The following is a 13,274-nucleotide window of genomic DNA, read 5'->3' as shown; positions in this document are numbered from 1 at the left end:
CATCACGGCATCAACGCGGTTGCGCGACCGGCTCGGGATCGAACGCCGCCAGCCCCGGCCACGCCGCGTGCCCCCATGCACCGCCACCCGGTGCGAGCCAGCCTTGCAGCGTCGCGTCGTCGAACGCCTTGCCGAACGGATCGGCGCGAAATCCCGCCACCCACTGCCTGCGGCCCGCGACGTACGCGTGGCCGAAATCCGTCCAGCTGTCGAAACAGTCCTGGGCGCGCTGCGCGTTGAGCAACAACACGCGCCAGGCGGTGTCCGGCTCGGTCCAGCCCATCAGCATCGCCACGCGCGCGAGGAACGCCATCCGCGCACAGGCGAACGCGAGCGCCGCACGCGGGTCGTCGGTCGGCCGCAGCGCATGCAGGTCGGCGCGAAACCACTGCGTCTCGAGCACGCGCGCCAGGTGCGCGCGCGCATCGTCGTCCGTCGCGTCGGTGCGCAACTCCATCTGGTGCAGCATCTGGGCACGCAGGAACTTGCGCGACGTGTCGTTCAGGTGGCTCGTGTCCGCATCGTCGAAACCCGAGAATCCCGTCGCTTCCACGTACGGGTGCGCGAGCAGCAGCGCCCAGTGCTTGCGGGCCGGCAACGCCCGATAGCGCCCACCGCGCCGGCGGAAGTAGCGCACGATGCGCCACAGCACGAACAGCGCAACGATCAACTTGAATATCATGGTCTTCGCCCCGTCATTGCGCGGCACCGACGCCACGCGGCGCGTCGTAGCCGGGCCAGCGCACGCCCTCGGTGGCAAAGGCAGGCTGCGCGTCGTCCGGCCGTGCGGACGGCACCGCCGGCGCCAGCGTCGCGCGCACCGCGTAACGCACCGAACCGGCACGCGGCGGCCGCGCGTGCAGCAGTTCAGGCTGCCGCGCGGCGACCAGCCACTCGACGGTCGGCGTCGGCTCGGCGAGCCGTCCGAACAATTGCGGATGGCGCGCGACGAGCCGTGCTTGCGACGCGGCATCCGTCACGTCCTCGATCCTGCACCACCCCGACGGCGTATGGACGACGCCGAGCGCGATGCAGTCGGGCGGCGTGCGATCCGTCGTCCCCAGCGCATTCAGGCAGGCCAGCACGTCGTCGACGTAGCGCTCGACCGGCGGCCGGTTCTGCTTGCCCTTGACCTGATCGACGTCGAGGCTGCCGTCCGCCTGCACCGCGACGCTGATCGTGATGTGCGGCTGGCCGCCCGCATCCCGAAAGCTCAGCAACCGCAGCGTGCGCGCCTCGATCGCTTCCGCATAGCGCCCGCCGTAGCCGCCCGTCAGCGCTTGCCGGTCGGCGAACTGGCCGAGGCAATGGCGCATCACGTAACTCTCGAACGCCATTTCGGCGCGCAGCAGCGCGCTGTCGGGCAGGAATTCGACAAAGCGCCCGTTGGCGGTTTCGCACCACGTGCGCAGCGCATCGGGCTGGCTCTCGCGCCAGCCGCGCGCGATCCGGTCCGCCATCTCCGCATGCTCGCGTTCCCACATCGCGAGCGCCTGCGGGCAATTGACACGGTCGAGCTTGCCCTCGAGCCCGGTGCCCTTGCGCGATTCGAGAAACTCGACGAGCGTGGTTTCGAGTGCGAGAAGGTGCGGATCGGCCGGGTCGACCCAGACGACAGGGGCCTGCCTGCCGGCGTCGCCCTCGCCGATCGTCTTCGCGCCGGGCCCGAAGCGCCGCGCGACCCACGCCGGCGGCGCAGCCTGGCCGAGCGCCTGCCGCGCCTCGTCGAGCGACCCGATCGTGCGCGCGGGCTCGAAGTTGGCGACGACATGCCGGTAGAAATGATTGAGCAGCCACGCGCGCACCGCGTCGGCATCGCCCCGCGCGGTGCTGCGCGCGGCGATCGCCGCTTTCAGCGCATCGGCGTTCAGCGCGTTGCGCGGCGCGTAGCCGGCCCGCCGATCGACGGCCGTCATTGCCAGAACTTCCACCAGCGCTTGTTCGGCGCGGCGGTCGCTGAATCCGGCGAGGCCGGCGCATCGGCCTCGCGGATCCGTCGCTCGATCACGTCCTCCATCAGGTCGAGCGGTTCCGCAGCGTGCCGGTTGCCGGCAAGCACACGCTCGTAGAAATACTTCGCATCCGACCGGCGGCCCAGTTCGTATGCCGCGTCGGCAGCCCGGAGCAGGACATCCAGATCGTGCGACGCATCGGCCTGCCCGCGCGCGGCGTCGTACAGCGCCGACGCCTGATCCGGATGCGATGCCGCCATGTGGGAGGCGAACACGAAGCGGGCGATCAGCGCTTCGTCGGGCAGGCTGCCGTCGATCTGATCGTGTTCGCGCTGCCAGCCGACGAGGCGTTCGAGCCAGATCGGCAGTTCGTTGCAACGATCGAGGCGATACAGCGCGCGCACCACGTCGCGCACGTACCAGTTCGGGTCATGCCGGCTGAAACCGTATTCGGCGGCGTAATGCCAGAGCTGCTCGGCGGCCTCGACCATCTCGTCGTCCTTGCCCTGGCAGGCGAGCACGTAGCGGACACCGGAGTAATGCTCGGCAAACGAGCTCGCCGCAATCCCGTTGCGATGCAGGACCAGCGCCTCGTCGTAACGGTCCTCGTCGCGGTAGAGAATCGCGAGGTTGTTGCAGAGCATCGAATACAGGTGCGCACAAGAATCGTACGGGTGCCCCTTGCCGGTCTCGAAGAAGCGCTCCATGCACGCACGGCCCTGCTCGTACGCGGCGATCCGCAGGCGCTGAAGGTCGGCACGCACCGGCGCCCGTTCCGCGGCCGGCAGTGCCTCGATCGCCTCCTCGACCCGGTCCTCGATCCAGCCCGAGAATGCGTAGCTCCACAAGCCGCTGCGCAGCGACGGCGGCGGCAGTCTCAGCGCGGCGGCGACCCCCAGCGCGCGTATGCGCGCCTCGGTCAGCGTGAACGCGGTGCGGTTGTCGTGCATCTCGCCTTCCTGCGCGGCCGCGAACAGGCGCGCGGCCTGGGTCGTCGCATCGATGCGGCCGGTTTCGCCGTCGTAGACCGCCGCGAGCCGCGCGATCCACGGATGGCCGGGCGCGCGCCGCAGCGCGACCTCGCGCGCGGCGTCGGCGATCGCGTAGCGCAACGCGTCGCCCTCGAGCGAGCCGAGCGCGGCAAAGATCTCGCCGTGGGTCGGCGAACGCGCGGCCAGCGCGTCGGGCTGTTCCGCGCCGAGTTCGACGAGCCGTTCGAGCGTCGGCGCGAAACCGGCTGCGCGCATCGCACACAGCGGCCACCAGACCGATGTGTCGGTCGGCTCGGCGAGGCGTGCGTGGATGATCTGCCCCACCCGGTCGAGCATGCTGCTTTCGATCTGGTACACGTGGAAGAACGCGCGGCGCCCCGCGTCGTCGAAGCGGCCCGCCTCGAGCAGCCACGGCAGTTCGTATTCGATGAAGTCGTCGCCGCCGTCCGACTCGAGGCTGTGACTCGCCATCTCGCACCGGGCGAGCGCGCCGTCGAGATCGCCTTGCGCATGTGCCGCCCGCGCGGCAAGCCGCGCCAGCCTCACCTCGGCCTCGCGGCGCGGCGGTAGTGCCCAGTCGGCGATGCGCGACTCGACGGCCCGGCGAATCGTGTCGAACTGCAGCGGCGCAATCTCGATCATCGCCCGGCCGATCCGCAGCCAGTCATCGGCGTCGATGTCCTGGTCCGCACCTGCCGATGCGATGGCCGCCACCGCGGCCTCGGCCGCCGCCCGCGCGTCGTCGTCCCGGCCAAGCCGCCGCAAGGCCCACGCACGCAGGCATTGCCGGTTCGCTTCGTCCCAGGCGCGAAACGCGGCGCGGTCGGCCAGCGCGCCATTCAATGCGTGACGCAGTTCGATCGCGTCGAGCGCGTGCTCCGCGTGGTCGTATTCCAGCGTATCGAGAATGCGGGCGCGGACGAAGCGATCGGCATCGAGCGTCGGCGACGTGCGCACGACGTCATGCATCTCGCCGATCGCGTGGGTGACGGCGTCGTTCTCGCCCAGGTGCCGGGCGATCTGCAACCGGTACAGCGCGAGTTGCATGCGGATGTCGGGCCGCGCGTCGGGCGGCGCCGCGTAGTGCACGCCTGCGCCGTCGTCGTCGAGCACGGCGCGTGCAGCGGCCGGATCGCCGGCGTGCATCCAGAGCGTGTGCAGGCGCTCGATCGCGTCGAGCGAATCGGCACGCAACGGCTGGGCCCGCAGTCTTGCCGCAAGGTCGCTCTCGCGGCTCGAGTCGCTTTCTTCGAGATCGGCTTCGAGCCGGTTCATCAGCGTGTCGAGCGACTGGCCCGTCAAAGGCATCGTTGTCATATCGTTATGAGTCTTGGTCTTGGTATAGGCACTGGGGGCAACGGCTACCCCCCTCTCGGAATCGCGATAGCTTATCAGGAGACGGAGGCAGTGCGCGGCCTCGCCATTCGCGTCGTCCGGCGTTACGATCTCGTTCTTCATTCCCGGATCCGGTCGATGCGGATGGCGCGACGGCGCGATGCGTCCCGACCGGTCCCGCCCGACCCGGAACACGCATGAACCTCACGTTGCAGGACGTCGCCTGGCACCGCTCGGTCGGGCGGCTCATCGAGTCGCTCGACCAGCCGGGCTTCTGGCTGGCGCTGATCCGGCTGATCGAGGAATACGTCGCGGTCGACAGCTGGGTCGCGCTGACGTTCGGCGACGGCCGCCCGCAGGTGTTCGCCGAATGCCCGTACGAAGGCGGCGGCCCCGACCCGCTGTTCCGCGACTACGTGCAGGGCCTGTACCAGCTCGACCCGTTCTACATCGCGAACCGCGACGCGCCCAAGAGCGGCCTGTTCCGGCTGTCCGACGTCGCGCCCGAATGCTTCCGCGATACCGAGTACTACACGCTCTATTTCACGCACAACGTCGTCGAGGACGAGGTGCAGTTCAACGTCGTGCTCGACGATGCGCGCACGCTATGCCTGTCGCTCGGCAGCAAGCGGCGCTTCAGCCCCGAGCAGGTAGCGCTGCTCGACCTGATCCGGCCATGGGTGGCCGGGCTGATGCGGCAGCGGCTCGCGTTCGAGCCGGCCGCCGTCGAAGCCGCGGTGCCGCCGCGGGCCGGCACCCGTGCGCAGGACGGCTTCGAGCGCGCCATGGCGCGGCTCGGCACGCCGCTCACCGCGCGCGAACTCGACGTGATCCGGCTGATCCTGAGCGGGCGCTCGAACAAGGAAGTCGCGAACAAGCTGGCGATATCCGCCGAAACGGTCAAGGTCCATCGCCGCAACATCTACGGGAAGCTCGCCATCAACTCGCAATCGGAGCTGTTCTCGCTGTTCCTGAACGCGCAAGCCGGCACCTGACACGCATCGCGGGCCGCGCGTGCCGGTGCTCGCCGGCACCGGCGGCGTCACAGATCAATACCCCCGAAGGGTTAACGCGCCGGCGGGATGGGAAATCCGCCGCTTCGGCGCATACTGGGGCCTCCTGACCCACCCTTCCGGCGCCACCGGCGACGGGCCCCTGCTACCGAAATCGCCATGAAACTGAAGCTCGATATCGTCCAGCTCGCCGGTCGCGACGGCGACACGCCCTACAACCTGCAACGCACGCTCGACGCGATCGCAACCTGCGCACCGGGCACCGACATCGCGATGTTTCCGGAAGCGCAACTCACCGGCTTCCTCGATCCGTCGAATCTTGCGGAATGCGCCGAGCCGCTCGACGGCCCGAGCGTCGGCGCGGTCATGGCAGCCGCACGCGCACGCGATGTGGCGGTCGTGGTCGGGCTGATCGAGAACGACGGCGGCCGCTTCTACAACACGACCGTCTTCGTCACGCCGGACGGCATCGCGCTGCGCTATCGCAAGACGCATCTGTGGGTGAGCGAGCACGGCGTCGTGCTGCCCGGCGACCGTTTCGCGACGATCGAATGGCGCGGCGTGCGGATCGGCCTGTTGATCTGCTACGACAACGAATTCCCCGAAACCGGCCGCGCGCTCGCCGCGCTCGGCGCCGAGCTGATCCTCATCACCGACGGCAACATGGAGCCGTACCGCCCCGTCCACCGCACATCGGCCACAGCGCGGGCGATGGAGAACCAGGTGTTCGCAGTGGTCGCCAACCGCGTCGGCGGCAGCGCGCACGACATCGTGTTCGCGGGCGGCAGCCTCGCGGCCGATCCGTTCGGCAACCTGATCTTCGAGGCCGGCAATACCGAATCGCGTCATGCGGTCGAACTCGATTTCGACCAGCTCGCCGCGTCGCGCGCGGTCTACAACTATCGCCGCGATCAGCGCCTGCACATCGCAGGCGAATGCATCGAGCACGCCAGCGGCCTGCGCGAACTGCTGATTCCGTAAGCGCTGGCCCGCCTCCGGCGGCGACATCCGTCACGCCGGGGCGGGCACCTCGATCGCCAGCAGCGCCGAACTGACCGACTTGCCGTGCGCGTCGAGCGCGAGCGAGCGCGTGACGCCGCCGCCGAGCGCATCGCGCAGCACGAAATTGAATGCGCCGAGCGCCGGCAATTCATAGCGCACGACGTCGCCGTGCACGATGCCCGCGAGCCACGCCTTCACGGCGTCGGCATCCAGATGCGTGCGCAGGTGATCGTAATGACGCGGATCGTGGCAGATGACCGACACGTTCAGCGTATTACCCTTGTCGCCGGTGCGCGCATGCGCGAGTTCACGCAGTTGCATCATGCCTCCACGAATGAAAACGACGGCGTCACGGCCGCGCGCGGCAGCAGCACCGACTGCACCGCGATCACCTCGCGCGTCGACTTGAACGCGCCGCCGCCGCCGGCCGGCCCGTTCGTATAGAGCGTCTCGACTTCGTTGCCGATGCGCGCGGCTTCGGCGGCGCTCGCCGCACGGCCGGCCACCCGCACGCGCACCTCGGCCGGCTCGCCGCGCACGGCCGGCGTCGCGTCGCCATACAGCGCATCGACACCGATCAGGTCGAAGCGCAACTCGGTCGCGGCGACGCCGGTCATCGCCAACCGCTCGCGAACGATCTCGAGCGCGAGACGCGCACGTTCGAGCGCGCCCGGACCGCCGTACGACATCTGGCCTTCACCGATCCAGCCGTCGACATAAGCCACCGATACCTTCAGCGTATCGGGCCGCGCGGTGCCGCGCCCGCCCGTCACGCGCACGCGATCGGTCGCCTCCTCGGCGACGGTGACCTGCGTGAAATCCGCGACGACATCGGGCTGCAGATAGCGCGCCGGGTCGTGAATCTCGTAGAGCAGCTGTTCCTTGCAGGTCGCCGCGCTCACGCGGCCGCCCGCGTGCGGCACCTTGGTGATCACGAGCGTGCCGTCGGCCGCGACTTCGCCGATCGGAAACCCGAGGCGCGCGAGGTTCGGCACATCCTTGTAGCCGGGATCGGCGAAATAGCCGCCCGTCACCTGCCCCGCGCATTCGAGCAGGTGGCCGACGACCGTCGCGGCGCCAAGCGTGTCCCAGTCATCCATCCGCCAGCCGAACGCGTGGATCAGCGGCGCGGCGAACAGCGACGGATCGGCGACGCGCCCGGTCAGCACGACGTCCGCGCCGGCCGCGAGCGCATCGACGATCGGCGCGGCGCCGAGGTACGCGTTCGCGGACACGATGCGGTCGCGATAGGCGGCGACGTCGTCGCCCGATTCCTCGAAGCGGAATGCGCCGCGCAGCACGACGTCGAGCACGTCGTCGCCTTCGACCGCCGCGACCTTCAGCTTCGCGAAACCCAGCGATTGCGCGATTTGCGCGGTGCGCCGCGCGGCCGCACGCGGATTCGCCGCGCCCATGTTCGACACGATGCGCACGCCCTTCGGCACGGCGACCGGCAGCACCGCCTGCATCCGCGCGTCGAGCAGCGGGTCGTAGCCGAGTGCCGGGTCCTTGCGCCGCGCCTGCTGCGCGATCGCGATCGTGCGCTCGGCCAGGCATTCGAAGACGAGATAGTCGAGCTGCCCGTGTTCGGCCAGTTCGACCGCGGGCTCGATCCGGTCGCCCGAGTAGCCGGCGCCCGCGCCGATGCGCACGCGCCGTTCAGGTTGCTTTGCTGTCATGTCCGTACCGTCGTCCGGCGGCGGTCACCGCCGGGAAAGATCAAAAGATGCCCAGCACGACGCACGCGATCGTCATCACGATCGAGGCGCCGAACAGCAGCGGGAACGTGAATTTCTGGTGCTCGGCCAGCTCGATGCCGCACAGGCCGACGACGAGGAAGGTCGCGGGCGTCAGCGGGCTGACCGGGAAGCCGGTCGTCATCTGGCCGAGCAACGCAGCCTGCCCGACCTGCACGGCCGGCACGCCGAGCTGGCCGGCCACTTCCGCGATCACGGGCAGCACGCCGAAGTAGAACGAATCGGGATCGAACAGCATGCTGAGCGGCATCGACGCGAGGCCGAGCACCACCGGGATGTGGCCGGCCATCGACGGCGGCACGAAGCCGACCGCCGCCTGCGCCATCGCCTTCAGCATCCCGCTGCCCTGCATGATCCCCGTGAACACGCCGGCCGCGAGCAGGATGCCGGCCATCATCAGCGCGGCGCGCGCATGCGCGTCGATGCGCTTTCTCTGCATGTCGACGTCCGGGTAGTTCACCATCAGCGCGATGCACAGGCCGACCATGAACATGATCGCGGGCGGGATCTTCTCGCCCATCACAACCATCGTGCCGAGCACGACGAGCGTCAGCACCAGGTTGAACCAAAACAGGTGCGGCCGGCGCAGCGCCTGCTCGTCGGGCGTCAGCTCGCGCTTCGGCAGCGGGATCGACGCATCGTCGCGCGACAGGCCGAGCCGCTTCTCCTCGCGCCGCCCGAGCCAGTATGCGACGCCGAACACGAACACGATCCCGATCGCCTGCACCGGGATCAGCGGATTGAACAGCGCCGAGACCGGCAGGTGCAGCGACGCCGACGCGCGGATCATCGGCCCCGTCCACGGCAGGAAGTTGATGCCCGCGGCCATCGACACCGCGGCGGCCAGCACGCGCCGGTCCATCTTCAGCCGGTCGTACAGCGGCAGCACGGCCGGAATCGTCACGAGGAAGCAGACGGCGCCCGAGCCGTCGAGGTGAATCAGCAGCGCGAGCAGCGTCGTCCCCATCACGATACGCGTGGGCCGCGTGCCGACCGCGCGCAGGATGCGGTCGATGATCGGGTCGAGCGTGCCGGCGTCGGTGATCGTCCCGAAATAGAGGATCGCGAACACGAACATCCCGACGACGGGCGCGAGCCCCTTCAGCCCGTCGATGACGAACTTGCTGGTGTGCAGCCCGAAGCCGCCGATCAGCGACGCGGCGATCGGCACGATGATCAGCGCAACGAGCGGCGACATCCGCTTCGACAGAATCGCGGCCAGCAGCACGACGATCGTGCCCAGCCCGAGTAACGGCAGCATCCGTGTCTCCTACCTTGTCTTTTGTTGGAGACGAGCGTAAGGTCGGCGCAGCGATAGCACAATTGAAATGATTTGATCGCAGCAATCACGAACCGTTATGGATCTGAATCTTCGCGACATTCGCGCGTTCGTCACCGTCGCGCAGGCCGGCAACTTCACGCGTGCGGCCGCACGCCTGCATCTGTCGCAGCCGGCGCTGACCGTGCAGATCCGCCGGCTCGAGGAGATCGTCGGCGCGCGCCTGTTTGACCGCAACAGCCGCAGCGTCGCGCTCACGCAGACCGGGCGCGAGCTGCTGCCGCTGCTGCAACGCTCGCTCGACGACATGGAGCGCGTGCTGCGCGACGCGCGCGCACTCGGCGAAGGCACGAGCGGCACGGTGCGGCTCGCGTGCCTGCCGACCTTCGCGTCCAGCGTGCTGCCCGAGCTGATCCAGTCGTTCCGGCGCGAGGTGCCGCTTGCGGGCTTCGAGATCCGCGACGGCGTCGCGAGCCTCGTCACGGCGCTCGTGCGCAACGAGGAAGCCGATCTCGGCTTGACGGGTGGCGACACCTTCGATGCGTCGCTGGAGGTGCTGTATGCGGGCGCCGACCAGCTCGTCGCCGTGTGCCCGAAGGATCATCCGCTCGCGCGCAAGCGCCGCTTGACCACCGCCGACGTCGCAGCCGTGCCGCTCGTGCTCACCGCACGGGGTACGAGCGTGCGCAGCGTCGTCGATGCCGCGCTGGACGCGGCCGGCTGCACGCCCGCCATCGCGTGCGAGCCGACCTACATGATGACGGCCGTCGCGATGGTGCGCGGCGGGCTCGGCGTGACGATCCTGCCGGCAACCGCGCGCGAGGTGCGCGCCGAGCCCGAGCTGGTCGCAAAGCCGATCGACGACCCCGCGTTCGTGCGGCCGATCGCGCTCGTCACGAAGCGCGGCCGCACGCTGCCGCGCGTCGCGCAGGCGTTCGCCGAAGCCATGCTGACGGAATTGAACAAGCGCGCGTGAACCGCGCGCCCGGATTGGTGCTTACTTCGCGTCCGGATCGACGTGCAGCGATTCGCCGATCGCATAGAAATTGCCGCCCGCGATGTAGTGCAGGCTGCGCAGCGCCGGATCGGCCGATTCGAAATACCAGTGGCCGTCGCGGAACACGCGCGTGTCGGACCACGCCGCGACCACCTCGCCGATGAACAGGTCGTAGGTCTGCTGGTTGTGCGGCTCCGGAACCAGCCTGCACGCGAGCCAGCCGGAACAGCCGGCGACGAACGGCAGGTCGTGGCCTTCGACGTCGAACAGCGTGACACCCGCTTCGCGCAGCTTGTCGGGGCGCTCCGCGAGACTGTGGCTGCCGACCGCATGCGTGAGCCGCAGCTGCGCGGCCGTCGGCACCTGGATCACGAACGTACCGCTGCGCTCGACGAGCTCGCGCGTCTTCGCGGTCTTGTCGAGCACGACCGTCAGCTTCGGCGGCAGGAAATCCAGCGCGCACGCCCAGGCGGCAGCCATCACGTTGTCGACGCCATCGTGGCGGGCCGACACGAGCACGGTCGGGCCGTGGTTGAGGAGACGGTAGGCCTTCTTCAGCTCCACCGGAGCGATGTGACTGTCCATACGGGTTCCTTGGAGAACGGCTCGCACGGACGGATGCCGTGCGGCGCGGCGCCGGCCGGTGCGCAGGCGCGCAACCGGGCCGGAGGCCGCATTCTCGCACCCAATGTCAATCGGCGCTGACCGCGCCGCCGGTCACTTCGCGAACAACTGGCCGATGTCGCGGAACGCCTTGAACTCGAGCGCGTTGCCGCACGGATCGAACAGGAACATCGTCGCCTGTTCGCCGACCTGCCCCTGGAACCGCACATACGGCTCGATCACGAAGGTCACGCCGAACGACTTCAGCCGCTCGGCCAGCGCTTCCCAGCTCGGCCAGTCGAGCACGATCCCGAAATGCGGCACCGGCACGTCGTGACCGTCCACCGCGTTCGTATGCGCGCCTTCCTGCGACGCGGTCTTCGGATGCTCGTGAATCACGAGCTGGTGCCCGTAGAAGTCGAAGTCGACCCACTGCGCGCTCGAGCGCCCCTCTGCCAGCCCGAACACACGGCCGTAGAAATCGCGCGCGGCCGGCAGGTCGTAGACGGGAATCGCCAGGTGAAACGGGGAAAGACTCATGGTGGCCTCGTGATGGAACGCTCGCGTGGCGCGAGGACGGCACCATGGTAGTCAAGGTCAAGCAGAAATTAAATCAATATATAGTTGCGTCATTCACAAACGAAATTGATGAATGATCCGCGAACTGAAAACCCTCGTCGCCGTCGCCCGGGAAGGCACGTTTGCCGCGGCCGGCAACCGTATCGGGCTCACGCAGGCGGCCGTGAGCGCGCAGATGCAGCGGCTCGAAGCGGAACTCGGCTTCGCGCTGTTCGACCGGCAAGGCCGCTCGGCGCGGCTCAACGAGATGGGTCATCACGTGCTCGACCAGGCGCAGGCGCTGATCGGCCTGTACGAGAACCTGAGCTCGACGTCGCCCGGCTCGCCGGCCGCCGTGCGCGTGACGATCGGCGCGATCGCGTCGGTGCAGAGCGCGCTGCTGCCGGCCGCGCTCGCCGATTTCCATCGCCGGCATCCCGCGTGCCGCACGCGCGTGATCCCGGGGCTGTCGATCGAGCTGGTCAACCGGGTGGACGCCGGTGAAATCGACATGGCCGCGATCATCCGGCCGCCGTTTTCGCTGCAGAGCGACCTGCACTGGACGACCCTCGTGCAGGAACCGTTCCGGCTGATCGTGCCGCGCAGCGTGAAGGGCAAGGACTGGGCCGAGCTGCTCGCGCGCGAGCCGTTCGTGCGCTACGACCGCGCGTCGTTCGGCGGCCGCCAGGTCGATCGCTTCCTGAGGAAGATGCATATCGCGGTGCGCGACACGTGTGAGCTCGACGAGCTCGACGCGATCGTCAAGCTGGTCGAGAACGGCGTCGGCGTCGCAATCGTCCCGCAGACCGCCGTGTATCGCCGCTGGCCGGCCGGCGTACGCGCGATCGACCTCGGGCATCACACGTTCCACCGCGACATCGGGCTCGTGCATCGCGCGCGGCGCACGATGTCGGAGCCGGCGCAGAAGCTCGCGCAACTGATCGAAGCGGCGGCACGGCAGCCGGCCTAGCGCCGGCGTTGCCGATCAGCGCCGCCCGGCCGCCCAGTCGACGGCCGCGTCGAACAGCGCGACACCGGCCGGCGACAGGTTCACGAACGTGTCGTTGTCGAGGAAGAACATCACGCGACGCGCGGGCGCGAGCGCTTCGTAGTCCATCGTCGCACCCTTCTCGTACGCGAAGATCGCGGCCTTGTCGGGCTGGCCATACACGGTCGCGATCGTGATCGCGCCGAGCCCCGGCTTGCCCCAGCTCATCGGCGCCTGCTTGCCGTACACGTTCGTCGCGCCGGCCGGCAGCCCGGCCGCGATCGGGTGCGGTGCATTGACGAGCCACAGGTAGCGCTCCTTGCCCGTTTCGCCGAAGTCGACGTCGTGGCGCTTGCCCGTCATCGCGAGATCGTCGAGCAGGTCGTTTTCCCAGGTCACGAGCGGCTTGTCGAGCGTGCGCCAGCCGGGTCGCACGTTCTTCGACGACACCGTCGACGAAATCACGACCAGGTCGGCATCGCGCGCCGCATCGGGCGTCGACGACTCGTCGATCAGGCGCACCGCGTAGCCGCGCTCGCCGAGATGCTGGACGATGCGTTCGTCGACCTTCAGGTTCGGCCCGCGCAGCTGCACGAGCATCGCGACGCGCGTCACGGCCTGTGGTGCATCGGCCGCCAATGCAGGCGTAGCGGCACCTGCGCCAAGGCCGAGGCCCGCGCCGATCGCGAGCACCGAGCCCGCGATCGCGCGCATTGCGCGGCGCCGCGCGCTCGCGGCCACGGCGCGCACGGCGCCGGTCTTCATGTTCCGGTTCATCTGGATCTTCTCCGAAGCCGC

13 protein-coding genes are annotated in these 13,274 nt (G+C 69.1%); 4 read left to right on the top strand and 9 right to left on the bottom strand.

Annotated elements, in window-relative coordinates; all coding sequences use genetic code 11:
• Positions 1 to 10: 10 nt before the first annotated feature.
• The 3 genes from QZM35_RS18525 to QZM35_RS18515 are packed head-to-tail and all read right to left on the bottom strand — an operon-like array spanning position 11 to position 4,252.
• Positions 11 to 682 (bottom strand): DUF1266 domain-containing protein, encoded by a 672-nt coding sequence (locus tag QZM35_RS18525; protein ID WP_218828870.1) that lies wholly within the window; start codon positions 680 to 682, stop codon positions 11 to 13.
• Between the two features lie 13 nt (positions 683 to 695).
• A complete protein-coding gene (locus QZM35_RS18520; RefSeq protein ID WP_089425117.1) occupies positions 696 to 1,916 on the bottom strand; it encodes a hypothetical protein in 1,221 nt (406 codons plus the stop codon).
• Complete coding sequence (locus QZM35_RS18515) at positions 1,913 to 4,252, bottom strand: hypothetical protein (protein ID WP_301776578.1); 2,340 nt, start codon at positions 4,250 to 4,252, stop codon at positions 1,913 to 1,915. Before QZM35_RS18515 ends, QZM35_RS18520 begins: the two co-directional genes overlap by 4 nt.
• A gap of 224 nt (positions 4,253 to 4,476) precedes the next feature.
• On the opposite strand from QZM35_RS18515, the gene QZM35_RS18510 reads away from it, so the two are divergent.
• Together QZM35_RS18510 and QZM35_RS18505 are read left to right on the top strand one after the other, a co-directional pair.
• Entirely contained in the window at positions 4,477 to 5,274 is a 798-nt protein-coding gene (locus tag QZM35_RS18510; protein WP_301776577.1) for a response regulator transcription factor, read from the top strand.
• Between the two features lie 177 nt (positions 5,275 to 5,451).
• Positions 5,452 to 6,273, top strand: a complete 822-nt coding sequence (locus QZM35_RS18505) for a carbon-nitrogen hydrolase family protein (RefSeq protein WP_301776576.1) — start codon at positions 5,452 to 5,454, stop codon at positions 6,271 to 6,273.
• A gap of 30 nt (positions 6,274 to 6,303) precedes the next feature.
• Here QZM35_RS18505 and QZM35_RS18500 read toward each other — a convergent pair whose 3' ends face one another.
• The 3 genes from QZM35_RS18500 to QZM35_RS18490 are packed head-to-tail and all read right to left on the bottom strand — an operon-like array spanning position 6,304 to position 9,312.
• A complete protein-coding gene (locus QZM35_RS18500; RefSeq protein WP_089425890.1) occupies positions 6,304 to 6,615 on the bottom strand; it encodes a hypothetical protein in 312 nt (103 codons plus the stop codon).
• Positions 6,615 to 7,973, bottom strand: coding sequence for an acyclic terpene utilization AtuA family protein (locus QZM35_RS18495; protein ID WP_301776575.1), 1,359 nt, complete (start codon positions 7,971 to 7,973; stop codon positions 6,615 to 6,617). Before QZM35_RS18495 ends, QZM35_RS18500 begins: the two co-directional genes overlap by 1 nt.
• A gap of 40 nt (positions 7,974 to 8,013) precedes the next feature.
• Positions 8,014 to 9,312 carry a CitMHS family transporter gene (locus tag QZM35_RS18490; protein WP_301776574.1) on the bottom strand — a complete coding sequence of 433 codons (1,299 nt, stop codon included), beginning with the start codon at positions 9,310 to 9,312 and terminating at the stop codon, positions 8,014 to 8,016.
• Between the two features lie 97 nt (positions 9,313 to 9,409).
• Between QZM35_RS18490 and QZM35_RS18485 the strand changes: the two genes are divergently transcribed.
• Positions 9,410 to 10,306: a LysR family transcriptional regulator gene (locus tag QZM35_RS18485; protein ID WP_301776573.1), complete on the top strand. Its 897-nt coding sequence runs from the start codon at positions 9,410 to 9,412 to the stop codon at positions 10,304 to 10,306.
• A gap of 21 nt (positions 10,307 to 10,327) precedes the next feature.
• On the opposite strand, the gene QZM35_RS18480 is transcribed toward QZM35_RS18485, so the two are convergent.
• Both QZM35_RS18480 and QZM35_RS18475 read right to left on the bottom strand, forming a co-directional pair.
• The gene (locus QZM35_RS18480; RefSeq protein ID WP_089430927.1) at positions 10,328 to 10,912 is read right to left on the bottom strand and encodes a flavin reductase family protein; all 585 of its coding nucleotides are present in this window, start codon (positions 10,910 to 10,912) and stop codon (positions 10,328 to 10,330) included.
• Positions 10,913 to 11,044: 132 nt separating this feature from the next.
• A complete protein-coding gene (locus tag QZM35_RS18475) occupies positions 11,045 to 11,470 on the bottom strand; it encodes a VOC family protein (protein ID WP_011351673.1) in 426 nt (141 codons plus the stop codon).
• A 112-nt stretch (positions 11,471 to 11,582) separates the two neighbouring features.
• Here QZM35_RS18475 and QZM35_RS18470 point away from each other — a divergent pair, with 112 nt between their 5' ends.
• On the top strand, positions 11,583 to 12,458 hold the full coding sequence (locus QZM35_RS18470; protein WP_206150130.1) for a LysR family transcriptional regulator: 876 nt from the start codon (positions 11,583 to 11,585) through the stop codon (positions 12,456 to 12,458).
• Between the two features lie 15 nt (positions 12,459 to 12,473).
• Here QZM35_RS18470 and QZM35_RS18465 read toward each other — a convergent pair whose 3' ends face one another.
• Entirely contained in the window at positions 12,474 to 13,253 is a 780-nt protein-coding gene (locus QZM35_RS18465) for a hypothetical protein (RefSeq protein ID WP_089425108.1), read from the bottom strand.
• Positions 13,254 to 13,274: the final 21 nt, after the last annotated feature.

Origin of the sequence: Burkholderia sp. AU45274 (genome assembly GCF_030482505.1) — a bacterium.
GTDB lineage: Bacteria > Pseudomonadota > Gammaproteobacteria > Burkholderiales > Burkholderiaceae > Burkholderia.
Note: the sequence above shows the minus strand (reverse complement) of the source record. Positions and strands in the feature narration are given on the sequence as shown.

Bases quoted from the DNA above. Each gene is read 5' to 3' on its own strand.
- QZM35_RS18525 (WP_218828870.1), bottom strand. From the start codon at position 682: ATGATATTCAAGTTGATCGTTGCGCTGTTCGTGCTGTGGCGCATCGTG.
- QZM35_RS18520 (WP_089425117.1), bottom strand. From the start codon at position 1,916: ATGACGGCCGTCGATCGGCGGGCCGGCTACGCGCCGCGCAACGCGCTG.
- QZM35_RS18515 (WP_301776578.1), bottom strand. From the start codon at position 4,252: ATGCCTTTGACGGGCCAGTCGCTCGACACGCTGATGAACCGGCTCGAA.
- QZM35_RS18510 (WP_301776577.1), top strand. From the start codon at position 4,477: ATGAACCTCACGTTGCAGGACGTCGCCTGGCACCGCTCGGTCGGGCGG.
- QZM35_RS18505 (WP_301776576.1), top strand. From the start codon at position 5,452: ATGAAACTGAAGCTCGATATCGTCCAGCTCGCCGGTCGCGACGGCGAC.
- QZM35_RS18500 (WP_089425890.1), bottom strand. From the start codon at position 6,615: ATGCAACTGCGTGAACTCGCGCATGCGCGCACCGGCGACAAGGGTAAT.
- QZM35_RS18495 (WP_301776575.1), bottom strand. From the start codon at position 7,973: ATGACAGCAAAGCAACCTGAACGGCGCGTGCGCATCGGCGCGGGCGCC.
- QZM35_RS18490 (WP_301776574.1), bottom strand. From the start codon at position 9,312: ATGCTGCCGTTACTCGGGCTGGGCACGATCGTCGTGCTGCTGGCCGCG.
- QZM35_RS18485 (WP_301776573.1), top strand. From the start codon at position 9,410: ATGGATCTGAATCTTCGCGACATTCGCGCGTTCGTCACCGTCGCGCAG.
- QZM35_RS18480 (WP_089430927.1), bottom strand. From the start codon at position 10,912: ATGGACAGTCACATCGCTCCGGTGGAGCTGAAGAAGGCCTACCGTCTC.
- QZM35_RS18475 (WP_011351673.1), bottom strand. From the start codon at position 11,470: ATGAGTCTTTCCCCGTTTCACCTGGCGATTCCCGTCTACGACCTGCCG.
- QZM35_RS18470 (WP_206150130.1), top strand. From the start codon at position 11,583: ATGATCCGCGAACTGAAAACCCTCGTCGCCGTCGCCCGGGAAGGCACG.
- QZM35_RS18465 (WP_089425108.1), bottom strand. From the start codon at position 13,253: ATGAACCGGAACATGAAGACCGGCGCCGTGCGCGCCGTGGCCGCGAGC.